The following is a 26047-nucleotide window of genomic DNA, read 5'->3' as shown; positions in this document are numbered from 1 at the left end:
TTAGTTACGTTAAGCCAAGCGGTTAAACGCAATCCCAGCCACGCCGTTGCCACTGCCCTCCGCAAAGGATTTTTCGCGGTCATTGCTGACTGCGGCAGTGAAGCGTCGCCGAATATAGAATTAGATGCAAACGCAACATATCAAATATAGTGGTATAAACATGGTTTGTCAAGATTTTTTTGAATATTTCATCAAATTTCTATTGATTTTTCAAATTATATATGAATTTAATTAATTTTCCTCTGATTTCCGCTGAAATACTCTGTTTTTCGCCGTACAAAATAATTGCTAAATGGATGAAAAAATCCCGCAGTACCCTGCGGGATTGCAATAATATTATTGAGTGTACTTTATTTTTTGACAATAGCCACTGCCATTTTTTTCCGCATACTCAGAATTCTTTTCCCTGTCATAAAGACACCGGACAGAAACACCGAAAGCAGTACGACACTGAACGCCGTATCACCGTTTTGAGCGGCGGTTTCCGCCGTGTTTTTTTCGGCCGCAGCAGCATTAACTGCAGGAAGCATGTTTCTGAAAACCACTGTTTGGGATTTGCTTTCTTCGGTTACAGAGGAAGAAAGATTCTTTTCCGCAACGGAAGAAGCAGACGGCGCCGGGGCTTTCACTGCCGTGTCTGAATACAGGACGGTCAGGGCAGCCTGATCCAAAACTCCGGTCTGAGCAAGACCGGCAGCTTTCTGATACGCCAGAACAGCCTTTTTGGTCAGTTCACCGTAATAAATAGTCGGATCGCCGATCATATAGCCTAACGCAATCAGCCTTTTCTGTAAAGAAAGTACCAGGGAAGAATGCATGCCGGGGGTAATGGTTCCCGGCTCCGGGTTTTTCACAGCGCCGGAAGCAAACAGCTTTGCCTGCGTCGCCTGATCCGCAATTCCGGTGGAAGTCAGTCCCGCCGCGCTCTGAAACCCGCAGACAGCGTCAGACACACAAGAATCATAATAGTTATTTACCGACTCGTAATAATACCCAAGATCCTTCAGACGCTGCTGCAGCTTCTCAACGTCAGCTCCTTTGGAATCTGCCTGAAGCGTTATAAAGGAACCGGTATTCCCATTCGCAGTACCGGCCGCACTCTGCACCGCCGCAGCGGAAGAAGCGGTCATTGCGCCGGAAGCGCCGAACGTATAGGTCACGCCGGAAATTGTTCGGGTGGTACTTACAACATACTGGCCGTTTTCATAATAATATTTCTGGCCGTTAAAAGTAACAAAGCCAGTGGTAGGATATGTAATCTGAGGCAGTTTGAACCACATGGTCCATTTCGGCGTATTCCGTCCGAAAACCTGCTCATATTTTATATTGACGCCCGTTGCACGGTTGTCCACCGCCATGTTGTTGCCGACATAAACGCCGACATGCCCCGGCTGATAAAGGATCAGCCCGTGGATTCGCGGCAGTGAGGAGGAATCGGAATAATTGATTTTGCCTTTTGAACTGGCAGAGTCGAGCATCCCGCCAGAGCTGCCCGCTACGGAAACCAGGCTGGGTCTGGGATCACTGGAATCACCGGTCCACCACAGGTAGGACTTAATCAGACCGGAACAGTCGGTACCGCGCACTCCGCCGGAAAACTGGCCGTATCCGCCCGCACGGTATTTCCACCCTTCCTTATACGCTTTGAGGACATGCTCGGAAAGACCGGCACCCGTTTTCGCGTCTGCCGCACTGACGGCTGAAGAGACATTCATGGAAAGTATGGCCACCAGAACTACGGCGATGAACGCTGAAACAAATCCGAACCCCTTTTTCATTGTTACCCTCCTGCTGCACTTCCGTTATTTTTACTTCCTGCTTATAAAAATGATACACATTCGTTACATATATTACAAATTAGTAACATTTTATCATAAGTTTTCACACAACGCAACAGGAAAAGGGCAGAATTATGAAAAAATTCACAATTCAAGACAGATTTTTCAACATAAAATTGTTAATTAATTATCATCCCAATAATGTAAAAAAGGCAACGGAATATCCGCCGCCTTATTATAGAAAATCATTTTACAGAAGGGATTTCACAATCTGATCAGTTCTCATCCCACGGGAACCCTTAACCAGCACCACATCTCCCCCAGTCAGCAATTCTTTCAGTTTTGCAATTGCTTCTGTGTTGTCCCCACAGGAATAGCAGGCAAAGCCCGGATTGACACTGTGCGCCCCTTCGGCAATTTCTCTGGCCCGCTCGCCGACCGTCAAAATCAGATCTACGCCGGTGCGGGCAGCGTACACGCCAACATCAAAATGCGCCTGTCTGGAAAAATCACCCAGCTCCAGCATATCCGCCAGTACCGCAATCCGTTTACCCGTATGGAATTCACAAAGGACATTCACACTGCTTTTGATCGCGTCCGGGCTGGCGTTGTAGGAATCGTCAATCACCGTAATCCCGTTGATGTGATGAATCTGCTGGCGCATGGCAAGAGGCCGGTACTCCGTCAGCTTTGCAATGGCCTTTTCCATAGGCACGCCGAGCGTTTTGGCAACGGCCAGTCCGGCCAGCGCATTGGTGACATTGTGAAGGCCAAGTACGGGAAGCGTCACTTCGTAAGATGCACCCGGCATGAGAAAAGTAAACTGCGTGGATGATTCCGCGGAACGAATGTTTTCGGCACGGAAATCACACCAGGGAGCGGTTCCGAACCATGAGATTCTAATTCCCGGTTTCCCGCGCAGTCCCGCCAGAAGGGGATCGTCCCCGTTTAAAAACAGGATGGAATCCTTGTGAAAGCAATCGGTGATATGCAGCTTTTCACTGAGTATGTTCTGCTGCGTTTTCAGCTGCTCTATATGGGAAATACCGATATTGGTTACAACGGCATAGTCCGGTGCGGCAACCTGCGCAAGACGGCTCATCTCGCCGAAATTGCTCATTCCCATTTCCACCACGGCAGCCTGATGCCGGTCGGCAACATTGAACATAGTCAGCGGGAGTCCAATCTGGCTGTTGAAATTGCCTTCGGTTTTCATTACATTGAGCGAACCCGAAAGCGCAAGGGCAACCATCTCTTTTGTGGTCGTTTTTCCTACGCTTCCCGTAATCCCGACAAACGGAATATGAAACTGTTTCCTGTAAACGGCGGCGATTCTCTGCAGAGCCTGCTCCGTATTCTGCACACGGATCCACGCGTGAGTGTCGTTCATCCCGTCGTGCTCCTGTGTCAGCGTTGCGGCGGCTCCCGCCGCGAAAGTCGCGCTGATAAAGGAATGGGCATCCGTCTTTTCCCCCACAATCGGGACAAAGAGGGTTCCGAATTGGATTTTTCGGCTGTCGGTGCTGACCGACGTAATAATGGTATTGGGATCACCGCAGAGCAGTTTCCCCCCGCAGGCTGCGACAATCTCTCCAACTCTCATTCTCATCATATCACCTATATTTTTCCATCAATAATGTCCGCAATAACCTCGCGTTCATCCAAATGATATTTGACGCCCTGTATTTCCTGATAATCCTCATGGCCTTTGCCCGCAAGAACAACAATATCGCCGTCCTGTGCGTTTTCCATACAGTATTTGATCGCTTCTTTGCGGTCGGGAATCACCACATATTTTCCGTTCGTCTTTGCAATTCCGACTTTGATATCTTCAATAATATCCATGACATCCTCAAAACGGGAATTGTCCGCGGTAATGACCGAAAGATCGGCAAGCTTTCCGCTGACTTCTCCCATTTCGTAGCGGCGGGAGCGCGCACGGTTTCCTCCCGCGCCGAACAGGCAGACCAGACGGTTCGGCTGATACTCACGAAGGGTTTCCAATATATTTTCCATACTCAGCGCATTGTGCGCGTAATCGATCAGAAGCGTATAATTTCCGGGAACCTTGACCGGTTCCACTCTTCCTTTGACTTTGACGGTGTTCAGCCCCTGTGCAATCGCCTGCGGGGTTACGTCAAAATGGCGGCAGACAGCAACCGCCGCGAGCGCGTTGTAAACGCTGAATCTGCCGGGAATATCCACATCCACGCCGAAATCAAGCTGACCGCAGAGGTCAAAGTGAACGCCAAGATAACCGGGACGCGATATGAGCTTTTCATTGCACGCACGCAGACCGGCTTCCTGAGAAAATCCGTAGGTCTCGATCTTACAGGTATGGCCCTCTATAATTCCCGGATAATTTTCATCATCAATATTGATAATCCCGGTTCGGCACTGTTTAAAGAGCATGTTCTTGCACTGCATGTATTCTTCCAGCGTTTTATGCTCACTGCCGCCGATATGATCGGGCGAAAAATTGGTGAATAAACCGATGTCAAAAGCAAAGCCGGATACGCGGTGATCCTTAAGTCCGATGGAAGAGGCTTCGATGACGGCCGCTTTGCAGCCGCTGTCCGCCATCAGGCGCAAAAAACGCTGCACGTCGTAGGATTCCGGCGTGGTATTGTTCGTCTGAATCACTTCGTCGCCAATAACCGTCCCGATGGTTCCGATCAGCCCGGTTTTGATCCCGCCCGCCTCAAGGATCGAACGGATCATATAGGAAGCCGTCGTTTTCCCCTTCGTGCCGGTAATTCCTACCACCCGGATCTGATCGGCGGGGTGTCCGAAAAAGGCCGCCGCCATCACCGCCATGGCGTAGCGGGTATTTTCCACCGTAATCAGCGCTGCGTTCCGCACGGTTACCGGGCGCTGCGCAACAACGGCTGCCGCGCCGGCATCTACCGCCTGCTGCGCAAAGTCGTGGCTGTCGACGGACGAGCCGCAAAGACAGACAAACACGCAGTCCTTGACCACCTTGCGCGAATCGTAGACAATATCGGTAATTTCCATATTCACACTGCCGGAGCAGGTATATTTTAATCCTTCCAGCATATTTTTTAATTGCATAATCCAGCCTCCGTATCCATAAATTAGAAACTCTTCTGATGATACAATAAAGCATTGGCAAAGTCAATTAGATTAGCCGATAAGCAACCTGCATCGGGGCTATAGGACACTTTCCCCGTTGTGTATGATTATTGGACTGTGGCACCGTTTTGTATAGATACATCCGTACCCGAACATGTTAACATATTGTCAAACAGCGTACCCGCACTTCAAACTATGAAAGGGAGCAATGCGTAATGGGAACTGTAAATGAAAAACTGGAAGCCTACGGGCTAAAAAAAGCACTGAGCTATTTGGACAGCAATCCCGAGGAAAACGTACCGAAGGTTTTAAACTGGGTACGCAGATTTGATAAAGAAAACTATTATCAAAGCGCTTATGATCTGGTTGAAGAAGCGCTGAAAAACCCGGAAAACAACTGGTACAAACTGATTATGAGCCTTTATGACGATATTGATTCCGGTGTCAGGAAAAAAATGTTTGAGAATTTCCTGATTAATTCCGCTATCGTAGGCTGTCAGCGTAAAAAACAGAACGAAGATAAATATGACTGCAACATCCCGTGGGCCATTCTGATGGACCCCACCTCCGCGTGCAATCTCCACTGCAAGGGCTGCTGGGCGGCGGATTACGGCAATAAGATGAACATGAGCTTTGAAACGCTCGACAGTATCATCGAGCAGGGGAAAAAACTCGGCACCTATATGTACATATATTCCGGCGGCGAACCATTGGTGCGTAAAAATGACATCATCAAATTGTGCGAAAAGCATAACGACTGTGAATTTCTCGCCTTTACAAACGCCACGCTCATTGACGAGACGTTTGCGGACGAAATGCTGCGGGTCAAAAACTTTGTACCCGCAATCAGCGTAGAGGGCTTTGAAGAAGCCACCGACTTCCGCCGCGGAGAAGGCACTTACCAGGCAGTGGTCAGAGCAATGGAAATTCTGAAGGAGAAAAAACTTCCGTTCGGCATTTCCTGCTGCTACACCAGCAAAAACACAGATGTAATCGGCAGTGAGGAATACTTTGACGACATGATCGCAAAGGGTGCGAAATTTGCGTGGTTCTTTACCTATATGCCGGTCGGGGCCGACGCAGTACCAGAGCTGATGGCCTCTGCACAGCAGAGAGAATTCATGTATCACCAAATCCGCAAATTCCGGCAAACAAAGCCGCTGTTTACCATGGACTTCTGGAACGACGGCGAGTATGTACAGGGATGCATTGCGGGCGGACGCTGCTACCTTCATATTAACGCAAATGGGGATATAGAACCGTGTGCGTTTATCCACTACGCCGACTCCAACATCAAAGACAAAACACTTCTGGAAGCGTACCAGTCCCCGCTGTTCATGCAGTACCGCAAAAACCAGCCTTTCAACGAAAATCATCTGCGTCCCTGCCCCCTGCTTGACAATCCGGGCAGGCTGACCGACATCGTACACAAATCCGGCGCGAAATCCACGGACATGACACATCCCGAAGATGTTGAGGAACTGAGCGCCAAATGCGCTGACGCCGCGGAAAACTGGGCACCGGTCGCGGAAAAGCTCTGGGAGGAATCTCATCCCGTCGAACAGGAAAACGCGGGCTGAAAATCCTATATAGAAAAGGCTCTTGCTTTGGTATCAAAGCAAGAGCCTTTTTGTCATCTGCCACAGATCAGTGCATACAGTTTTTGAATTTCGTCTTCATTGGTATAATCGCACTGTGCCAGAGCCTGAGAAAATTCCGTGCGTTTTTCCTCATGAAGCAGCAAATCTTCCAGCCCCGCCGCAACACCTTCGCTGTCCATGCGGACAATCAGTCCGTTTTTACCGGAGTCGATCTGATCGGCGGCGGTAGAGAAATCGGTGAGCAGTATCGGGCGGCACATCACCATTGCTTCGTCGACGGCAATGGACTTGCCCTCGAACCGTGAAGGCTGCATATAAATATCGCACGCTTTTAAGTACGGATAAGGATTGGGACGTTCCCCCATAAATTGAACGTAATCGCCAATGTCGAGTTCCCGGATCATTGCTTCCAGACTTTCCTTTTCCGGGCCGATCCCGATGATATACCATTTGAAGCGCAGGCCTTTGTTTTTTAAGGCCGCAATGGCAGGCAGCGCAATGTCCAGCCCTTTCTGGTGTGAAAGGCGGGCAATGGACAGCACGCGCGCTCCGATAAAATCATCTTCAAAGTCAGCCGGTTCTTCGGCCATCTGGCGCATAAAGGTGGAGGAAATAATATTGTAAACCACATGAAAGCGATCGGAATACTCGGGAAAATTATCCTCAAGCGCGGTCTTACAGGATTCGGAAACCGTACAGAGCGCATTCAGTTTTCCTATAAACGCGCGGTCAAAATCCCTACATAACCCCATCGCCGTATAATCGCCGTGAATAAAACCGATCTTAATCGGACTTTTCACCTTTGTGACTGCGTAATAAATCGGCTGGCCTTCCATAAAGGCCACTACCGCGTCATATTCTTTTTGAGCGGGTCTGATGAAGCACTTTTCCACATTCCACATGCGCGTCAAACGGTCACCCATGGTTCCGCGCAATCCCGCAAAGGTAACCAGCAGGCGGCAAAGCGCAATCCGTGGATATCCTTTTTTTATCAGGGCAAAAAAAGCCTGACGGATATTTAATTTATACTCCGCCGGAAAAAGCGGCGGCAGTAAATTCACCTTCGGCGAAACACGGCTCAGAAACAACCCGTCGTTTGCGAAAAGCTGCAAGTCAACCTCATATTTCTCATAATCAAATAAGGACAGCACTGTCACCAGACTTTTTTCAATACCGCCGCTGTGCAGACTGTAATTTATAAAAAGAACTCGTTTTTTTGACATTATCTTTTCCCCGCGTTTTTAAATAGCATATTGGAGTATATTTGATAGAACATATAAACAGCCGGTGTGTTTTTGAAACGGAGCAGCCGGAGGATAATCCTGTCCGCACGGGTGCCGTTCTTGAGGTAATCAGAATGGGCGGCGACCCTGAGCACCGGATTGCGCAGAATGCCGCGCACCTCTTTGTACCTTTTTGCAAAATCGGCATCATTGTTGGGGCTGAAGCAATTGACCAGAGAGGAATGGGCCGCGCTGCGCAGAAGCCACGCAAGGTGGCGCTCCCCGTATTGCCCGTAAAGTCCTTTTTTCTGCAGAAATTCGCGTACTACATGGTAGCAGGCAGTCATCATCTCCATTTTGCGGGGACGGTAACGGGTGCTTAACGATTCGGGATTATAGCGGTAGTGATAATAGGCTCCTCCCAGAACAAGCACTTTGTCTGTCAGGCAGTGTGCCATAATGGACACCGGAAGATCCTCCAGCATAATTTCCTGCTCATTGAAATAAGAAAGGTGGTTTTCCAAAAACCACTCCCGGCGGAAAAATCTGCGCCACGCGCAGCCAAGCATTTCTACCTGCCGCCAGGGACTGTCTGTGGGGTCGGGACCAATCAGTTCCCGAAGCAGGGTGTCCCTTGTTTCCTGATCAAAGGCGGGAAAGCTTACCGGCAGCTTACAGACACGGTGCTCGTCTTCTTTGACATTTTCACGCACAAAGTTAAAGACGACGATATCAGCGGAACATTTTTCCGCGGAAGAATACAAACTCTGAAGTGCCTCCGGGGCAAGCCAGTCGTCGGAATCCACAAAAGACAGATATTCCCCCGTGGCACGGACGGCTCCATAATTGCGCGTATCGCCCAGCCCGCCGTGGGGCTTGTCCAGCACCTTCACACGGGAATCCTTCTCAAACGAACGCGCAAGTTTCAGCGATTCGTCGGTCGATGCATCGTTCACTAAAAGAATTTCTATATCCGTCAGCGTTTGCGCCAAAATACTTTCGACACACTGCGCCAAATACTTTTCCACGTTGTATACGGGTACAATCACACTTACTTTTGGCAAAATCGAACCTCCTTTTCTTCGTCAGTTAAATATATTCGCATATAAAAATACATCTTATATTACCATTTCCTGTGAACCAATACAAGATTATTTTGTAGCAGCGTGTTGAAATGCAGCATTTTGTATGCTATTCTTTTATATATTAATCGATCAGGAGGCTGTGTTCCGATGAAGAACTGCCTGGTATTTTTAACAAAAACCTTTCCCTTTGACAAGGGGGAAGAATTTATAGAGGACGAACTTCCTCTTTTGGCCAATGCATTCGATCAGGTCATCATCGTGGCCACAAGCACCGCGGATGTTCCCGTGCAGACAAGGGACGTTCCGGAAAATGTGTGCGTTCACCATATCTGTGCTTCCAAAGTCAAACACAGTCTTGCCGGTGCGGTAGCACGGCAGTTCCCCTTTAAGGACTACAAGGGATATTCCGGGAAAGACGAGCGGGCCGCCGTAAAGGGTTCCCTGAAAAAGAAACTTTATCTGAGTTATTTTATAGCAAAATCGGAAATTGTATACGATGAAACGGTGAAGATCCTGGCTCCATATTCGCTGCAGCAATACGACGGAGTCACGTTTTACAGCTACTGGTTCTACGACATTGCCATGGCGGCCGTCAGGCTGAAACGGTACTGTCAGGCAAAAGTCAAGCTGGCCGTTTGCCGCGCGCACGGCTATGACCTTTACGCCTACCGCAATTCCATGAATTATCTGCCGCTCAGGAACTACCTTCTGAAAAACATCGACAAGGTTTACACCTGTTCCCAAAACGGGAAAGATTATTTAACTGGCCTGTACCCCCAGCACGCGGATAAAATTCAGGTCTCTTATCTGGGAACACGCGATTACGGAACAACAGAAGCGGATGAAAACGGGCCTTTTCATATTGCCAGCTGCTGCCATATCGTCCCTCTTAAACGCGTGGACATGCTTGCCAAAGCCCTGAACAAACTCAATGGCAGCGGACTTCAACTGAAATGGACCCATTTCGGTGGCGGCGACGCGCTGGAGGATCTGAAAAAATACGCCGCGGAAAATCTGCAGTTCATGGAATGTGATTTTCAGGGAGAAATCAAAAATTCCGACCTGATGACCTACTACCAAAACCATCCGGTCGACCTGTTTGTCAACACGAGCAGCACCGAAGGATTGCCGGTCAGCGTAATGGAGGCATGCTCTTTTGGGATTCCCACGATTGCAACAGACGTTGGCGGAACCGGAGAGATCGTATGCGACGGCAAAACGGGTTTTCTGATCGAGGCGGACTTCACGCCTGGCAGGCTGGCTGATGCCATCCGTTCGGTGGCGGAAATGCCATGGGAGGAAAAACAGAAGCTGCGGGAAAACTGCCGCTCGGTTTATCTGAGCACCTTTTGCGCACAGGATAATTTCGCCGCTTTCGCAAATCAGATCAAACCGATATAACAAAATATTGCATGAACGATGCGCTTTGACAGAGCTGGGAACAGCGTTTGTCGGGCGCTTTTCTTTTTGCTAAGAATTTTTCCAGATTCTGGCTCTGCGGCGATTCTTTGCTTGCGTGACAAATGAATAAGCCGCAACAGGAGGAACATACTATCTGCGGTGATAAAAAAATGACCATTTCATTTATTAGGACTTTACTTCTATACACCATTATTATTTTAGCGGTAAGGTTAATGGGTAAACGGCAGATCAGCGAACTGCAGACAAGCGAACTCGTTGTAACCCTTCTGATTTCCGATATTGCCGCAATTCCGATGCAGGACACGGGGCAGCCGCTAGCCAGCGGGTTCATCCCCATCGCCGTACTGGTGATGTGTGAAATCGTTGTATCGGCACTGATGCTGAAAAGCACAAAATTCCGGAAAATCATCTGCGGCAGGCCCATTATCGTCATCAACGACGGTAAAGTAGACCAAAAGGAAATGCGCCGGCTGCGTATGAGTACCGAGGATCTCTCGGAACAACTGCGCCAGAAAAACGTATTCAGCTTTGAGGATGTCGCCTACGCAATTGTGGAAACCAACGGCAAGATGAGCGTCATCAAAAAGCCGGACAAGGAACAGCCGACCGCCGGAATGCTGGGCGTGGCGCTGCCTGACACCGGGCTGGAAACGGTCGTAATCAGTGACGGCGTTATTTCTGATTTTTCCCTCCAGCTTTGTAATAAAGGCCGGGAATGGCTGGAAGGAGTTCTTCGCGGAAAAAACATCAGTGCTGACCAGATCTTTATTATGACTGCAAACAGAAAGGGAGATTTTAATATTATCAAGAAGGATGCGAAACAATGAAACGCTTATGGGCATGTGTGGTCATACTCGTCCTGCTCATTACGATTTGCACCTACGGAACAGTCGAAACCAAAAAGGTCAGCGAACAAATGGCCCAGACAATCGAAAGCGCCCGACAGGCAGCACAGGCGGGTGACCTTGAAAAAGCACAGAAACTGAGTGAGAAAGCGGCGGATGACTGGCACAATTACCACGAGGTGCTTTGCACCTTTATGCCGCATGCCCAGTTGGAGGCCATTGACCAGACGCTTTCCGGGCTGCCGATGCTCTGCTATTTTGAAGGAATGGATCAGTTTGGGGCGGACTGCGACCGCGGTATTACACAGATTATGTATCTGAACGAAGCTCAGCTTCCCACTCTTGAAAATATCTTTTAAGATAAAGAGCGGCAGGTGTACGCCTGCCGCTCTCCATATTTATCATTGTTTTTCAGGATCTGTTCTTAATCATTCGGTTCAGTTCTTCCATAAAGGTGTTGATATCCTTGAACTGACGGTAAACCGAAGCAAAACGGACATAGGCAACCTCATCAATATCCTTTAGCTTTTCCATGGCATACTTTCCGATTAAGCTGGACGGTACTTCACGGTCAAGAGAATTCTGAAGCATGTTCTCAATTTCATCCACAATCCGCTCCAGAGTGTCAATGGACACCGGCCGCTTTTCACACGCGCGCAGAAGACCGTTCAACAGCTTGTTGCGGTCGAAGGTTTCGCGCGATTTATCTTTCTTAATCACAACAATGGGCACCGTTTCTATCACCTCATAGGTTGTGAAGCGTTTTGCGCATTTCAAGCATTCTCTGCGCCGCCGAATTCTCTCGCCTTCATCGGTCGGGCGGGAATCGATCACTTTTGATTCTTCATGGCCGCAATAGGGGCACCGCATTGTAAGATCACCTCTGTAAACTATTTGTATAATTATAGCATATTTTTTTAGCCATTAGCAAGCGTTTAATAAACAAAATATTAGTAAATAAGACTATCTACAACTTTTTTTGCCCCTAATAATTCGTTCAGTTCTCCAAAATTACGCCGGTAGACTTCAATAATCAGGTCACCGTCGTAACCGAAATTCCTCATCAGCTGTTTCAGTGCGGCGAAATCCATATTTCCGCTGCCGGGCAGCAGACAGTCTTCTCCCGGTTTGTTGTCATTGATATGGACATGCACCAGTTTCTCCCCCATGGCTCTGCACATCTGATAAGGGTCCTCCCCCGCGCGTACCGCCTGTTTGACATCCAGCACAAACGCGCAGTCATCTCCCAAATATTCCCTCATTCTTTCAATAAACGCAGGCTCGTCGCTGCGGAACAGGTTGACGTTTTCCTGCGCCACTGTAACACCGAACGTTTTCCCCAGTGCATAAAGCTGCGCGTAATGCTCAAAATACTCTTTCTCGCTGATTCTGCTGCGTTTGTCGTTGCGCTGTCCGTGCAGCACCAGAATTTCCGCGCCCAGAAGGTTCGCGGCATGAAAATACAGTTTATAAAACTCAAGGCCGTCTTTGGAGCGGCGCTGATAATCCGAAAAAAGAAGAAAGCTTTCAAAACCGGAGGTAAAAGGATGGACGGATTTTACAGTACTGCCGCTGTCGTCAACCATCTTTTTCAATTCTTTGATATACTTCGGCTTTAATTCACTGATTGTATTGATAAACACCTCAAAAAGGTGGAAGTCAAGCGCGATTAATGCAGGAAGGGCCTGTTCCAGTTCCATAGGATAAAGGCAGGCCGTAGAAATGCCGGAACGCATAGTATCACCCCTTTTTTAAGATTATATCCCGTCACAGGAAAAAAGTCCAGATTAATCAAAGCATAACTGGATATTCTATTATTACCGTGTCAGAAAACAAATTTACAATATATAACAGGAGTAGAAATATGATGAATGAAAATGCGTCTCTGCTGGAAGAGATCTATAAAACAACCAGAATGGGCCTGGAGGCAACACAGCTGATGATACCGAAAGTTCAAAATCCTCTGCTGCGCAATAAAATAGAAGATCAGGCTGCGGAGTATCGTAATATCGGTACGCAAGCAAAACAGATGCTCCGCAGTGACGGCCGGATGCCCCGGCCGGAAAAAGCGGTGCAGAAAGCAATCCTTCACGGCTCCATTCAGCTGAACACCATGATGAACCAGTCTTCTTCACACATTGCCAAACTAATGATTAACGGAACGAACATGGGAATTTCTGATATTACTAAAAACCTGAACCGTCTTGACGGCGCCGACACGGAAGTGAAGAAGCTGGCAGAAAACTATATCATGAGTGAGCAGAAAAACATTGACGAATTAAAGAAGCATCTTTGAACCGCTTGATTTATCCGTACTATTTCATTATAATATGGGAGCGGGGCCCAAACGCTCCGCACTTTACATATAAGGGGTTTTTACTGCTATGGGTTTGCTGAGTGCAAGCAATTTGAATAAATCCTTCGGCGCCGATGTGATTTTCAGCGGTGTCTCTTTTGAAATACAGCAAAACGACCGCATAGGACTTGTAGGGATCAACGGATCGGGCAAAACCACGCTGCTGAAACTGCTGACCGGCGAAATGCTGCCGGACGGCGGCGATATTTTTAAGGCAAACGCCACCGTTCTGGGCTATATGGAACAGCACGTCTGCCGGGATCTGGAGCGAAGCGCTTACAGCGAGGTACTGACTGTTTTTTCCGACCTGCTGGAAATGGAAAAAGAGCTGGAAAACATCAGCCTGCAGCTCCAGACCAAGCCAAAGGATATTGACCGTCTGATTGAAAAACAGGCGGCGTTGAACGACCGGTTTGTCGCGCAGGGCGGTCTGACCTGTAAAAGCCGCGCCCGTTCGGCGCTGCTGGGGCTGGGTTTTGACGACGAACAGATGGGACTGCCGATCGGGGTTCTGAGCGGCGGGCAAAAGGCAAAGCTTCAACTCGCAAAAATGCTTTTGTGCGGTGCCAATCTGATGCTGCTGGACGAACCTACCAACCATCTGGACATTTCCTCCGTGGAATGGCTGGAGGATTTTCTGCGTTCTTACAGCGGTTCCTTCGTGGTAATTTCCCACGACCGTTATTTTCTGGACAGGGTAACCAACCGAACCTTTGAAATGGAAAATCAGCGTCTGACGCTTTACAAAGGGAATTACAGCACCTATCTTGCGCAAAAAGATGAAAATAATCTGGCGGCGCAGCGGAAATACGACAATACCCAGAAGGAAATCAAGCGCATTGAAGGAATCGTGGCTCAGCAGCGCCAATGGAACAAGGAGCGAAGTATCCGAACCGCGGAAAGCAAAATGAAGGTGATCGACCGGCTGGAAAAAACGCTGGAAAAGCCGGATGAAAAACCGGACAGCATCCATTTTGACTTTGGGATCCGCCAGAGAGGCGGCAATGACGTGCTGAGCACCGAACACCTTGCCCTTCAGTTTGACGGCAACCAGCTGTTTCGGAATGTGGACCTTGAAATTCACCGGGGAGAACGGATCTTTCTGATCGGGCCGAATGGCTGCGGAAAAACATCTTTACTAAAGACGCTTCTGGGAATCAATACTCCCTCCGAAGGAGAATTCCGTTTTGGCGCGGGAATTGACGTCGGCTATTACGACCAGATTCAGGCCGGACTGCACCCGGAAAAAACCGTGATCGACGAAATCTGGGATTCGTACCCGAAAATGACCCAGACCGATATTCGCAACGCGCTGGCGGTCTTTTTATTCAAAGGCGACGACGTGTTCAAATCCGTGGAGTCTTTAAGCGGCGGAGAACGGGCGCGCGTGCTGCTGCTGAGACTGATGCTGTCTATGGACAACTTTTTGCTGCTGGACGAGCCTACCAACCATTTGGACATCGGTTCCTGTGAAGCGCTGGAAGCGGCTCTGCAGAGCTACGAGGGCACTTTGCTGATCGTATCGCATGACCGTTACCTTATTAATAAAATCGCCGACCGTATCTATTACCTTGATAAGGACGGCGCTGCAGAATATATCGGCGGGTATGACAGCTACCTTGAAAAAATCCGCGTACAGGCTGTGGAAACAGCGGAACCCGCGGCGGCAAAACCGAATGAATATAAGCTGCAGAAGGAACGTGAGGCGTTCATTCGCAAGGAAAAGGCGGAACTAAAGCGCAGCGAAGCAAAGATTGACGAAATTGAAACGGAAATCGACGCCTTGAAAGAGGAGCTTTCCAAACCGGAGGTGGCCAGTGACTATGCGGCCGCAATGGAAATCACAGAAAAAATAGACTGTCTCACCAGAGAAAGCGAAGAACTGTTTCAGCGCTGGAGCGTTCTTGCGCAAAAATATCAGGAATAAAAAAAGCAGCCCGGAAAACCGAACTGCTTAGGAATGATTTAGTTTTGTGTCTGTGGCTTAAACTGTTCAAGCTGGGAGATAAACTCTTTTCCTTCTTCACCCGGAACCTCTATTGTAACCGGTTTGGACAGATCCAGGCTAAATACTCCCATAATTGATTTCGCGTCAATTTTGTATCTATCTGTAGTCAGGTTAATCGGAAAAGTGTAGCTGTTTGTCAGAGTTACAAACTTTTTGACAGCCTCAATGCTGGAAAGTAAAATAGAAGTTGTATACATAAGATACCTCCGTATTACAAAATTCATAACCCATGATATAGCACAGCAGGAATTTTTTCAATATCAAATATTACTATACATTATGTCAATAAGTAATTTTAAATATCTAAAATTGTAAAAGGTGAAAAGATGAAAGTCTCTGTTATTACCCTTGGATGCAAGGTAAACCAATACGAATCACAAGCAATGCTGGCTCAGCTTGCCTCTGCGGGATTTACGGTATGCGACGCCGCTGAAGAAAGCGACGTGGTGTTAATTAATTCCTGCACCGTTACCGCCATGAGCGACCACAAAGTCCGTCAGACACTGCATCGCGCAAGGCGGAAGAACCCGGACGCGGTTCTTGTCCTGACCGGCTGTATGCCGCAGGCTTTTCCGGAAGCGGCGGCAGAGCTGCACGACGCGGACGTTGTGCTGGGAAACTCCAACCGAGCGTCGCTTCTGCCGGACATTATGAAGTATCTGTCGTCCCGGCACCGCGTGGTTGACATTGTTCCCCACGACAAAGCTCCCGGCTTTGAATCGATGAACGTGAGCAGCTTTTTTGAGCGCACCCGCGCTTTCATTAAAATCGAGGACGGCTGCAACCGCTTCTGCTCCTACTGTATTATTCCTTACGCGCGCGGACGGGTACGCTCCAAGCCGATGGAAGAACTGAAAAAAGAAATTGCGGAAATCGCCGCGAACGGATACCGGGAAATTGTTCTGACCGGCATCAACCTTTCCGCTTACGGGCAGGAGATCGGCCTGCATCTCTGCGACGCGGTGGAAGCCGCGTGCGAACCGGATTCCGTTGCGCGCGTGCGGCTGGGCTCTCTGGAACCGGAACAGCTGAGCGAGGATGTCATCGCCCGTCTGAGCCGGCAAAAAAAGCTGTGTGCCCAGTTCCATCTCTCCCTGCAAAGCGGTTCTGACGCCACACTGAAGCGCATGAATCGGCATTACAGTACGGAGGAATACCGCACGATCGTGAAAAACCTGCGTGCAGCTTTTGACAACACGGCCATCACCACCGATATCATGGTAGGGTTCCCGGGTGAAACCGAAGAGGAATTTCAGGAGTCGCTGGCCTTTGCCAAAGAAATCGCTTTTGCGAAAGTACATGTTTTCGCCTATTCCCGCCGTCCCGGCACAAAAGCCAACGACGCTCCCGACCAGGTGACGCAGGCAGTGAAGGAACAGCGCAGCCGCCTGATGATTGAAGCAACACAGCAGACCAAAGAGGCGTTTTTCAAAGAACAGATCGGGCTGACCGAGCCGGTGCTGTTTGAACGGGAATGCGATAAAAATGTTTATGAGGGATATACTGAGAATTACACGCCGGTCAAAGCACACAGCGGCAGAAACCTGAGCGGGGAAATCCTTTCCGCCCGCATTACTGAAGCTCTGACAGACTGCTGTCTTGCCGAGTTGGAATCATAGGCGGATAATAACAGAAAAAGCGCTTTGAACGGCTGCAAAAACCGTTTCAAAGCGCTTCCTTTTTATCTAGTTGTATTTTTGGAGGGAACAGGCGAATGTCATGAATTCAGCACCTTCATCACATTCTGTACCTCCTCTTTTGTCTGTGCATTGTTCAGATAGTCCCAGGAATAAAACATAAACCCGTCGCAGGAGCTTTTGCGCCCGACCTCCACCTGCTGCGCAAGGATATTGTTCGATTTTTTCCAGGTGCCGCTGTCTGCGTCGGAGCCACTTTTGTAAACGGCAAGACCCAGATAAAACTTTACGTTTGTGTTGACCACCAGCTTGCGCCAGCTTTGGGCGGCGGTGTCAAACGGAAGAACGGGATTTTCAAAGTTGACGTACAGCTGCGGACAGATATAATCGACGTAGCCCCGCGCGCTGCACCAGGAGGCAACGTCGGCACCCATATTCTTATCGTTCTGCACATTGCCCTGAGGTGCGATGCCGAACGGCAGATTCGGTTTTACTGACTTAACCTCGCTGTAGACCTGGGAAACCATTGCGTTAACGTTGCCGCACCGCCATTCCAGCAGGCTGAGCGGCGTACCGTTTTTAGAGGCGGAGGCGCAGTATGCATCATAGGCACTTTTATCAAATGCTCCATCCTGCGTCGGATAAAAATAATCATCGAACTGAATGCCGTCAACGTCATAATTCTGTGCGATTTCTTTCGCTCCGTCCGCAATCAGTTTGCGTACCTGCGCATAAGCGGGATTATAGTATTTACCGCCGTTGCTGTCCACGACCCAGCCCGCTTTGGAAGCATCACTTTTCCATGTATTATAAAGATTGCCCTGCGCCAGAATGGACGGTGTTCCGGACACCTGAATACGCAGCGGATTCACCCACGCGTGAAGCTTCAGCCCCGCCTTGTGAGTGGCCGTAACCATATAGGCAAGCGGGTCATACCCGGGGTTCACTCCCTGGGTTCCGCCCACAAGATGACTCCACGGAAAATAGGCGGATTTGTAAAGGGCGTCTCCAAAAGGACGTACCTGCACAATCAGAGTATTCATCCCGTACTGCTTCGCCCCGGCAACAATCGCGTCAAACTTCTTTTGAAACGCTTTTTCACTCTTGTCCTCTTCCCCGCTCATATTCAGATTCATATACGGTACCCACACCGCCCGCATTTCATTGGAAGAAGCAGGAACGGCGGCACCGACAGAAGCCGGTACGGAAGCGGCTGTTGGAGCTGAATTTTCCTGCGTTGATGAAACCGGCTGTTCACCGGGTCGGCTATGCGCAATGTTTATCAACATTGTAACAGCAATCACTCCCGCCAGAATACAGGCGCAGATAAAAATACTGTGCCTGTCAAAAAGCTTAATCACCATAGAGAGACCCTTCCTTTCCTTTTGTCATAATTCCGTAATTTTGTGACATATTTGACAGACCCGTCCGAATAGTGTACGATACAATTTAATAAATTCATTTTTGGGGGGCGGTGTGATGTTCTTCATTGTCGGAATAGCCAGCGGCGCACACGACCTTGGCTTACGGAGATGCGGTTACTTTCCCTGCTGCTCCGGCGGGGGTGCAATGGCGGCAGTTACCTGTACATTCCAGCAATTCACGCTTTTCTTTATTCCCCTTTTCCGCTTCGGAAAAAGATACTTTGTGACCTGTCCAAGCTGCGGCGCGGTGTACGAACTGGCAAAGGATGAGGGTCGGAAAATTGAGAAGGACCCCATGACGGAAATCAATCCGGATAAAATGTATGTCGTACAGGGAGCCAGCCGCAAAACCTGTCCGAGCTGCGGGTGTGCGGTTGATCCCAACAGCAGGTACTGCCCAAACTGTGGCACCCGGCTGATGTGAGGAGGAGTAAGACATGCCTAGTTATATATATTGGATTTGGTACTTAATTATTATTAATTTTATTGCGATCATCACAACCGTGATGGATAAACACAACGCCAAAAAGCACCGCTGGCGCATTCCGGAAAACACGCTGCTCCTAATTGCGGCACTCGGCGGATCCCCCGCCATGCTGCTCACCATGTACGCAATCCGTCATAAAACCCAGCATAAAAAATTTATGCTCGGCATTCCCATGATTATCACGCTGCAGGTTTGTTTTGTATATTACCTGTTTTTCAGGTGAAGCTGTTTGAAGGAAGGATTTCGTATGAACGTTTGGGCTGCGTTCAAGCTCATTGCAGTTCTGTTGTTTTTGGGAATTCTATATTCGCGCCTGCTGAGATGGCTGGGTTCCCGAATCTTCCACTTTCCTCAGATTCGTGTCTGGATGATAAGAAAGAAAGGCAGATATCCATCCTCATAAAAATGTTTAGGGGCTGTTGCAAAAGAATTTGCAACAGCCCCTTGTCTAATTTTTAGTTCCCGGACAATGTCCGGCATTTTCTGTGTCTTATCCATGCAAAAAATATTTGCAATAAAGAGAATGCAAAAGAAATTAACACAGGAGCCAGCAGATTCCCTTCCTGATGACTGATTTGGAGCGGCAAAAAAATGGCAATGGAAAGAGCATACATAAGGACAGTACATAACAGCACTTGTTGAATTGAGATTCTAGATTTGACCAACTGATATCCTATCCAGATAAAGAAAGCAATTCCGGTAATGTAGTAAATAATCTCAGTCATCGTTGCCGCATGGCTGATTGTCTTCCAAAGATTGTCCAACTCCGGCGATTTAATGTTTTGCTCTTGGAGAGACAAAAGTGCCAAAAATACCTGACGCGAATAAAACCGATAACTATATTGGATGATATTGACACTGAACATCACGACCCCAAACAATACAAACGGTACCAGAGCGGATGGATTATTTTCACCGGATGCATTCCTCTGTTTTAAAAGCTTCTGCAACTCTATCGACCTTTCTCTTGCTTAATCCGGTATTGCCAACACAATGTATGATTGCCCGCACATCTCATGCCGATCGGCTATCCCTCTGAAAATCCGACACAATGAACACAGTAAATAACGAAAGCCAGCTTTCTTTCCTATAGATATAACGATTCAAACCGCGTTTTGTTACAGTTTTTCCCAAGCTTTTTAAAATTTGTGATGTTGTATAAATCGTTTCTTGGTTTTTTATACAGTATGCCATTTCTGTTCCAGAACAAATAGTAAAACAAACAAATAAACGGCACCGGTTTTACCGGTGCCGTTTGCTGATTTCATTAAATTATTTTACGACGATATTGACCAGTTTTCCGGGGACGTAGACCTCTTTGACAACGGTTTTCCCGCTGAGCTCGGCGGCAATCTTTTCGTCGGCTTTCGCTGCCGCAATTGCCGCGTCTTTGGCGATATCCGCCGCAACGCTCAGACGCGCGCGTACTTTTCCGTTGACCTGAACAACAATTTCAATGGTATCCTCGGTGCATTTCGCCTCGTTGTATTCCGGCCACGCCTGCTGGCAGGCCATCGCGCCGTCAAATTTCATCAGTGCCCACATTTCTTCCGTAACATGTGGCGCAAACGGATTGAGCAGAACGGTGAAAATTTTGAGTTCGTCTTTTGTAATGGTGCCTGCGTCTGCAATATCATTCATCAGCGCCATCAGTGTGGCAATGGCAGTGTTGAATTTGAGCGCTTCAATATCCTCGCCGACTTTTTTAATCGCCTTATTGAAGGAAATTTCAAGGCTCTTTCGGACACCCTTGTCCTCACACAGAACATTCTGCAGGTTCCAGTAGCGCTCTATAAAGCGGCGGCAGCCCTTGATGCCGGCGGAACTCCACGGGGCGGCCTTCTCAAAGTCGCCGATAAACATCTCGTAAAGGCGCATGGTGTCCGCACCGTATTCGTTGACAATTTCATCGGGGTTGACGACATTGCCGCGAGATTTGCTCATTTTCTCGCCGTTTTCGCCCAGAATCATACCGTGGCTGGTGCGCTTGGCGTACGGCTCCGGAGTGGGAACCACCTTAATATCATAAAGGAATTTATGCCAAAAACGGCTGTAGAGCAGATGGAGTGTCGTATGCTCCATACCGCCGTTGTACCAGTCGACAGGCGTCCAGTATTTCAGGGCTTCTTCACTGGCAAGCGCCTCATTGTTATGAGGATCGATATAGCGCAGGAAGTACCAGGAGGAACCGGCCCACTGGGGCATGGTATCCGTTTCGCGCTTGGCTTTTCCGCCGCAGTGCGGGCAGGTAGTCATCACCCAGTCCGTCATGTGCGCCAGCGGAGATTCGCCGTTGTCGGTCGGCTCGTAGGATTTTACATCCGGCAACCTAAGCGGAAGCTCGCTTTCCGGCAGCGGAACATAACCGCATTTTTCGCAGTATACAATCGGGATGGGTTCGCCCCAATAGCGCTGGCGAGAAAACACCCAGTCGCGGAGTTTGAAGTTCACCTTGGGATGTCCCAGTCCCTTTTCCGATAAGTACTCAGTAATTTTCTTTTTGGCTTCTTCCACGGTCAGGCCGTCCAGAATTCCGGAGTTCACCATGATTCCGGTGGCACAGTCGGTAAAGGCCTCTTTTTCCACGTCTCCGCCCTTAACCACTTCTATAATCGGCAGATCGAATTTTTTAGCGAATTCCCAGTCACGGGTATCGTGTGCCGGAACAGCCATAATGGCGCCCGTGCCGTAAGAAACAAGGACATAATCGGAAATGAAAATCGGAATTTCTTTTCCGTTGACCGGGTTGACCGCGGCTACGCCGTCCAGACGGACGCCGGTTTTATCCTTGGCAACCTCTGTGCGTTCAAAATCGGACTTTCTGGCGGCCTCCGCCTGATATGCGCGCACCTCGTCAATATTTTTCAGCTTATCCGCCCATTTTTCAATCATGGGATGCTCCGGGGAAACAACCATGTAAGTCGCGCCGTAAAGCGTATCCGGCCGGGTGGTATAAACGGTGAGTTTGTCGCCCGTTGTGGCGGTAAAATCTACCTCAGCACCCGTGGAACGGCCGATCCAGTTTTTCTGCTGCGCCTTGACGCGGTCCGGGTAGTCGACAAGGTCAAGGTCGTCGATCAGGCGCTGGGCGTACTCGGTGATTTTGAGCATCCACTGGGATTTCACCTTGCGCACGACTTCGCTGCCGCACCGCTCGCAGACGCCGTTGACGACTTCTTCGTTGGCCAGCACGCATTTGCAGGAAGTGCACCAGTTGACGGCCATTTCCTTCTTATAGGCAAGGCCGTGTTTGAACAGCTGAAGAAAAATCCACTGTGTCCACTTGTAATAGTCCGGATCGGTGGTGTTGATTTCACGCGACCAGTCAAACGAGATCCCAAGAGACTGAAGCTGCTGCTTAAACCGCGCGATATTTTTCTTTGTCACTTCCGCCGGATGCACATGATTTTTGATGGCGAAATTTTCTGTCGGCAGGCCAAACGCGTCCCAGCCGATGGGATACAGGACGTTGTAGCCCTGAAGGCGGCGCTTTCGCGCTACAATATCAATTGCCGTGTAGGAGCGCGGATGGCCGACGTGAAGCCCCTGCCCCGACGGATAGGGGAACTCTATCAGCGCATAGTATTTTGGCTTGCTGTTGGCGTTGGAGGCATGGAAAACACCGGCTTCTTCCCATTTATCCTGCCATTTTTTCTCAATAGACTTGTGATCGTATTTCATCTTTCCTTCGCTCCTATATTTTGATTAATCTTTTACAATATCAGAAATATCGACTTGTTCGCCGTCCTGCCACAGGCGGTCAAGATTGTAAAATTCGCGCGCGTCCGCCGTAAAAATATGAACCATGATATTGCCGTAGTCCAGAAGCACCCAGGAGTTGGAACGGTAGCCGTCAACATGCTCCGGGCTGACACCAAGCTGCTTTAATTGGAATTCAACTTCTTCCGCAAGCGACTTGACATGGGTGCTGCTGGTACCGGTTGAAAAAATAAAATAATCCGCAATGACAGAAATATCTTTAATGCCGATGACCTTTAAGTCCATGGCTTTCTTTACATCTAAAATTTTAGCAGTTTCCTTTGCCAGTTCCAGCGACGTCATACTCAACAACCTTTCTTTTACCTAAATTTATTTTTCAGAACTGCCTCATTATAAGCGGAAATCGTGTCGGGATGGATCGCCCGGCAGTCTTTTGCCAGATCCTGAATCGTATAGACCATTCCTTCTATGATTGCCTCTTCCAGACTGACCTCCGCGGCTTTACGCAGCTCTTCTACGCCGTCGTAGTCGCGGTCCGCGGAAATAAAGTCCGCGATAAAGATGATTTTGTCCAGCAGGGTCATATTGGCCCGCCCTGTTGTGTGATATCTTACAGCACTTAAAATTTCAGCGTCTGTAATTTTCAGTTCCTTTTCAAGATAAGCCTCGCCGAGCATTGCATGCCACAGCTTCTGCGCACTGCGCTCCACATCGGTCAGGATGATATCGTAGCGCATCATCATTTTCAGTTGTTCATCCGGCGGAACATCCTTCATAATATCATGGAGAATTCCGGCAATCTCTGCTTTTTCCTCATTGACCTCATACTTTTTAGCGAGATGCACCGCAGCGTCACGGACACAAAGGGAATGATAATACCGTTTTTGGCTGAGAAATGGCTTTATAATCGCCTCATAATCGATTTTATTCATTTTTCTGCTCCAAATACAACTTATTTTCCGCTATATAATCCGCAACCTTCGGCGGAACAAGATCTGCGATATTTTGTCCGTCCCGAACGGCATTGCGGACCATTGTTGACGAAATTGGGAGATATTCAATATCCCGGATAAAGGTTCTTGCCCCTTCCTTCTCCAGAATCTTCGCATAGTCCAAAAGAGGCTGAAGCCCGTCGCTGCTGCGCGGAGCCGCACAGAGAACAGCCAGCCTGAAAATAGTCTGCGCCTCATACCAGTGCTTCAGCGTAAGGAACATATCCTCCCCGGTAATCAGGTAAAGTTCGGAATCCGGGTTGGTCTTTTTCAGTTCCCGCAGGGTGTCCGCAGTGTAACTGCTGCCCCCCCGTCTCAGCTCCATGTCACTGACTTCAAAATTACTTTCTTCACACGCAAGCCGGCACATCTCAAGCCTGTCCTGCCCGGGGGCAAGATCCGGCGCGCGTTTATGCGGCGGTTGATAAGTCGGAATCAGCAGTACCTTTTGGGCGCCGATCCTTTGTGCAAACTGCTTTGCCAGATGAATGTGCCCGTTGTGGATGGGGTTGAAGGTGCCGCCGAATACGGCAATTTTCTGCATATTTCCACCTTATATCATATTACTTTTTTGCTGCTTTGGGAAGAGCGATTTTCGGATCCTTTTCGTTCCTGCGGTACAGTACAAATTTGGAACCGATCACCTGTACGACTTCCGAGCCCGTCTCTGCGGCTATCTGCTCGGCGGTTTCCCTGACGGAGACGGGAGAGGTTTCCAATACTTTTCCCTTTAGAATCTCCCGTGCGGTCAAAGCGTCGTCCGCCTGCTTGACAACGTCAGGGCCGACTCCGGATTTTCCCACCATTAAAATCGTATCGATATCGTGTGCAAGGGAGCGAAGAAATGCGCGTTGTTTACTGGTCATCCGTTTTGTTCCTTCCTGTGCTGTAATTTTTCTGCGAACGCCCTTAGCGCGCGGCCGCGATGGCTGATTTCATCCTTTTCCTCTGCGGTCAGCTGAGCAAAGGATCTTCCGTTTACAAGAAATATCGGGTCGTAACCGAAGCCGCCTTCTCCTTCGGGAGCGAATGCGATGGTTCCCGCACATTCACCCTGTGCGGTAATCTGACTTCCGTCCGGGAAAACACAGCAGATTGCGCTGACGAATTTCGCCGTGCGTTTTTCCTCCGGAACATCTTTTAGAGCATCCAGCAGCTTATGGATACGGTCAAGATCAGTTGCGTCCTCCCCGGCATACCGGGCCGAATATACGCCCGGAGCGCCGTTTAGCGCGTCCACCATCAGACCGGAGTCGTCCGCAACGGCGGGCAGTCCCGTTTCCCGACAAGCAGAATCCGCTTTGAGAAACGCGTTCTCTGCAAAAGTAGTGCCCGTCTCCTCCACTTCCAACAAATAGGGCGCCGAAACGGAGATGTGAAGCGGCATTAATATCCGTTCAAGCTCATCTAGCTTCTTTTGATTATGGGTAGCCATGACAAATTTCATTCCTGATTCTCCCTTGCAAATAAAGCTTCTGCAAATTCGTCGGCGTTAAAAGGCTGAAGGTCGTCTACCTTCTCGCCTACCCCGATGAATTTGACCGGAATGCCCAGATTTTCGCGGATTGCAAGCACCACGCCTCCGCGTGCGGTACCGTCCAGCTTTGTCAGTACAATCCCAGTGATCCCCGCAGCGTTCTGGAATTCGCGCGCTTGATTCACGGCGTTCTGGCCGGTAGTGGCGTCGAGCACCAGCAGCACTTCTTTGTCCGCATCCGGCAGTTCCCGGTCGATCACGCGGCCGATTTTGGAAAGCTCGTCCATCAGGTTCTTTTTATTATGAAGCCGCCCGGCTGTGTCACAGATCACCACGTCCGCCCCTCTGGCTTTGGCGGCGGCAACCGCATCATAGACAACGGAAGCGGGGTCACTGCCCTCCGGCTGTTTCACCAGCTCGGCGCCGGAACGCTGTGCCCAAACCTCCAACTGCTCCACGGCGGCGGCGCGAAAAGTATCCGCCGCGCCGAGCACAACTTTTTTCCCTTCGCCCTTTAACCGGGACGCGATTTTTCCGATGGTGGTCGTTTTGCCGACGCCGTTGACGCCGATGACCAGAATCACGGAGGGTTTGGTGGAAATGTTCAGCTCTTCGCCGCCGCGGAGCATTTCCGCTACGGTTTCACGCAGCATTCCATAAATCGCTTCAGGGTCGGTAACGCCCTTTTCCTTTACTTTTTTGCGAAGCGCATCGCAGATATGTTCCGCAGTAGATACGCCGACGTCGCCCATCACAAGCAGCTCTTCCAGTTCTTCAAAAAGCGACTCGTCAATGGAGGTAAAAGAGTGGAGCATGGTCTCCACAGAGGAGCTCATCTTATCCCTTGTCTTTTTTAATCCCTCTTTTATCTTTGAGAATAAACCCATTTGATTGTCTCC

26 protein-coding genes are annotated in these 26047 nt (G+C 49.2%); 9 read left to right on the top strand and 17 right to left on the bottom strand.

Annotated elements, in window-relative coordinates:
* Positions 1-350 precede the first annotated feature (350 nt).
* The 3 genes from J5W02_RS12345 to J5W02_RS12335 form a co-directional block, all read right to left on the bottom strand.
* Positions 351-1778: a C40 family peptidase gene (locus tag J5W02_RS12345; protein ID WP_219966007.1), complete on the bottom strand. Its 1428-nt coding sequence runs from the start codon at positions 1776-1778 to the stop codon at positions 351-353.
* A gap of 250 nt (positions 1779-2028) precedes the next feature.
* Complete coding sequence (locus tag J5W02_RS12340) at positions 2029-3390, bottom strand: UDP-N-acetylmuramoyl-tripeptide--D-alanyl-D-alanine ligase (protein WP_255575739.1); 1362 nt, start codon at positions 3388-3390, stop codon at positions 2029-2031.
* A 5-nt stretch (positions 3391-3395) separates the two neighbouring features.
* Positions 3396-4850: a UDP-N-acetylmuramoyl-L-alanyl-D-glutamate--2,6-diaminopimelate ligase gene (locus tag J5W02_RS12335; RefSeq protein WP_219966006.1), complete on the bottom strand. Its 1455-nt coding sequence runs from the start codon at positions 4848-4850 to the stop codon at positions 3396-3398.
* 236 nt (positions 4851-5086) lie between these two features.
* Between J5W02_RS12335 and J5W02_RS12330 the strand changes: the two genes are divergently transcribed.
* Complete coding sequence (locus tag J5W02_RS12330; RefSeq protein ID WP_219966005.1) at positions 5087-6451, top strand: radical SAM protein; 1365 nt, start codon at positions 5087-5089, stop codon at positions 6449-6451.
* A gap of 53 nt (positions 6452-6504) precedes the next feature.
* Here J5W02_RS12330 and J5W02_RS12325 read toward each other — a convergent pair whose 3' ends face one another.
* Together J5W02_RS12325 and J5W02_RS12320 are read right to left on the bottom strand one after the other, a co-directional pair.
* Positions 6505-7695, bottom strand: coding sequence for a glycosyltransferase (locus J5W02_RS12325; RefSeq protein WP_219966004.1), 1191 nt, complete (start codon positions 7693-7695; stop codon positions 6505-6507).
* Positions 7695-8759: a glycosyltransferase family 2 protein gene (locus J5W02_RS12320; RefSeq protein WP_219966003.1), complete on the bottom strand. Its 1065-nt coding sequence runs from the start codon at positions 8757-8759 to the stop codon at positions 7695-7697. The genes J5W02_RS12325 and J5W02_RS12320 overlap by 1 nt, the downstream gene beginning before the upstream one ends.
* Before the next feature lie 168 nt (positions 8760-8927).
* On the opposite strand from J5W02_RS12320, the gene J5W02_RS12315 reads away from it, so the two are divergent.
* The 3 genes from J5W02_RS12315 (at position 8928) to J5W02_RS12305 (ending at position 11406) form a co-directional block, all read left to right on the top strand.
* Positions 8928-10181 carry a glycosyltransferase gene (locus tag J5W02_RS12315; protein WP_219966002.1) on the top strand — a complete coding sequence of 418 codons (1254 nt, stop codon included), beginning with the start codon at positions 8928-8930 and terminating at the stop codon, positions 10179-10181.
* A 233-nt stretch (positions 10182-10414) separates the two neighbouring features.
* Entirely contained in the window at positions 10415-11029 is a 615-nt protein-coding gene (locus tag J5W02_RS12310; RefSeq protein WP_255575738.1) for a DUF421 domain-containing protein, read from the top strand.
* On the top strand, positions 11026-11406 hold the full coding sequence (locus J5W02_RS12305) for a DUF4363 family protein (RefSeq protein WP_219966001.1): 381 nt from the start codon (positions 11026-11028) through the stop codon (positions 11404-11406). The genes J5W02_RS12310 and J5W02_RS12305 overlap by 4 nt, the downstream gene beginning before the upstream one ends.
* Positions 11407-11458: 52 nt before the next feature.
* Here the strand turns inward: J5W02_RS12305 and nrdR are convergent, their stop codons facing one another.
* Positions 11459-11917 (bottom strand): transcriptional regulator NrdR, encoded by a 459-nt coding sequence (nrdR, locus tag J5W02_RS12300; RefSeq protein WP_219966000.1) that lies wholly within the window; start codon positions 11915-11917, stop codon positions 11459-11461.
* 80 nt (positions 11918-11997) lie between these two features.
* Complete coding sequence (locus J5W02_RS12295; RefSeq protein ID WP_255575737.1) at positions 11998-12747, bottom strand: sugar phosphate isomerase/epimerase family protein; 750 nt, start codon at positions 12745-12747, stop codon at positions 11998-12000.
* Between the two features lie 164 nt (positions 12748-12911).
* Here J5W02_RS12295 and J5W02_RS12290 point away from each other — a divergent pair, with 164 nt between their 5' ends.
* Both J5W02_RS12290 and abc-f read left to right on the top strand, forming a co-directional pair.
* Positions 12912-13343: a hypothetical protein gene (locus J5W02_RS12290; RefSeq protein ID WP_219965998.1), complete on the top strand. Its 432-nt coding sequence runs from the start codon at positions 12912-12914 to the stop codon at positions 13341-13343.
* A gap of 88 nt (positions 13344-13431) precedes the next feature.
* Positions 13432-15330, top strand: coding sequence for a ribosomal protection-like ABC-F family protein (abc-f, locus tag J5W02_RS12285; RefSeq protein WP_219965997.1), 1899 nt, complete (start codon positions 13432-13434; stop codon positions 15328-15330).
* A 38-nt stretch (positions 15331-15368) separates the two neighbouring features.
* Here the strand turns inward: abc-f and J5W02_RS12280 are convergent, their stop codons facing one another.
* Positions 15369-15608 carry an HPr family phosphocarrier protein gene (locus J5W02_RS12280; protein WP_219965996.1) on the bottom strand — a complete coding sequence of 80 codons (240 nt, stop codon included), beginning with the start codon at positions 15606-15608 and terminating at the stop codon, positions 15369-15371.
* Between the two features lie 129 nt (positions 15609-15737).
* Here J5W02_RS12280 and mtaB point away from each other — a divergent pair, with 129 nt between their 5' ends.
* Entirely contained in the window at positions 15738-17030 is a 1293-nt protein-coding gene (gene mtaB, locus J5W02_RS12275; RefSeq protein WP_219965995.1) for a tRNA (N(6)-L-threonylcarbamoyladenosine(37)-C(2))-methylthiotransferase MtaB, read from the top strand.
* Positions 17031-17128: 98 nt separating this feature from the next.
* On the opposite strand, the gene J5W02_RS12270 is transcribed toward mtaB, so the two are convergent.
* Positions 17129-18412, bottom strand: a complete 1284-nt coding sequence (locus tag J5W02_RS12270; RefSeq protein WP_219965994.1) for a glycoside hydrolase family 10 protein — start codon at positions 18410-18412, stop codon at positions 17129-17131.
* 115 nt (positions 18413-18527) lie between these two features.
* Between J5W02_RS12270 and J5W02_RS12265 the strand changes: the two genes are divergently transcribed.
* Positions 18528-18896, top strand: a complete 369-nt coding sequence (locus J5W02_RS12265) for a zinc ribbon domain-containing protein (RefSeq protein ID WP_219965992.1) — start codon at positions 18528-18530, stop codon at positions 18894-18896.
* Between the two features lie 13 nt (positions 18897-18909).
* Positions 18910-19182, top strand: coding sequence for a DUF1294 domain-containing protein (locus J5W02_RS12260; RefSeq protein WP_219965990.1), 273 nt, complete (start codon positions 18910-18912; stop codon positions 19180-19182).
* Positions 19183-19414: 232 nt separating this feature from the next.
* Here J5W02_RS12260 and J5W02_RS12255 read toward each other — a convergent pair whose 3' ends face one another.
* The 8 genes from J5W02_RS12255 to ftsY form a co-directional block, all read right to left on the bottom strand.
* A complete protein-coding gene (locus tag J5W02_RS12255) occupies positions 19415-19909 on the bottom strand; it encodes a hypothetical protein (protein ID WP_219965988.1) in 495 nt (164 codons plus the stop codon).
* A 322-nt stretch (positions 19910-20231) separates the two neighbouring features.
* Complete coding sequence (gene leuS / locus J5W02_RS12250; protein ID WP_219965987.1) at positions 20232-22640, bottom strand: leucine--tRNA ligase; 2409 nt, start codon at positions 22638-22640, stop codon at positions 20232-20234.
* 24 nt (positions 22641-22664) lie between these two features.
* On the bottom strand, positions 22665-23021 hold the full coding sequence (gene rsfS, locus J5W02_RS12245; RefSeq protein ID WP_219965986.1) for a ribosome silencing factor: 357 nt from the start codon (positions 23019-23021) through the stop codon (positions 22665-22667).
* A gap of 17 nt (positions 23022-23038) precedes the next feature.
* On the bottom strand, positions 23039-23611 hold the full coding sequence (gene yqeK / locus J5W02_RS12240) for a bis(5'-nucleosyl)-tetraphosphatase (symmetrical) YqeK (RefSeq protein WP_219965985.1): 573 nt from the start codon (positions 23609-23611) through the stop codon (positions 23039-23041).
* Positions 23604-24215: a nicotinate (nicotinamide) nucleotide adenylyltransferase gene (gene nadD / locus J5W02_RS12235; protein ID WP_219965984.1), complete on the bottom strand. Its 612-nt coding sequence runs from the start codon at positions 24213-24215 to the stop codon at positions 23604-23606. The genes yqeK and nadD overlap by 8 nt, the downstream gene beginning before the upstream one ends.
* A 19-nt stretch (positions 24216-24234) precedes the next feature.
* Positions 24235-24537 (bottom strand): YhbY family RNA-binding protein, encoded by a 303-nt coding sequence (locus J5W02_RS12230; protein ID WP_219965983.1) that lies wholly within the window; start codon positions 24535-24537, stop codon positions 24235-24237.
* Positions 24534-25118, bottom strand: a complete 585-nt coding sequence (rdgB, locus tag J5W02_RS12225) for an RdgB/HAM1 family non-canonical purine NTP pyrophosphatase (RefSeq protein WP_219965982.1) — start codon at positions 25116-25118, stop codon at positions 24534-24536. The genes J5W02_RS12230 and rdgB overlap by 4 nt, the downstream gene beginning before the upstream one ends.
* Entirely contained in the window at positions 25115-26035 is a 921-nt protein-coding gene (gene ftsY / locus J5W02_RS12220; RefSeq protein ID WP_219965981.1) for a signal recognition particle-docking protein FtsY, read from the bottom strand. The genes rdgB and ftsY overlap by 4 nt, the downstream gene beginning before the upstream one ends.
* Between the last annotated feature and the right edge of the window lie 12 nt (positions 26036-26047).

It is taken from the genome of Caproiciproducens faecalis (assembly GCF_019448085.1).
In the GTDB taxonomy this organism is placed as follows: domain Bacteria; phylum Bacillota; class Clostridia; order Oscillospirales; family Acutalibacteraceae; genus Caproiciproducens; species Caproiciproducens faecalis.
This window is presented reverse-complemented; position numbering and strand designations above follow the sequence as displayed.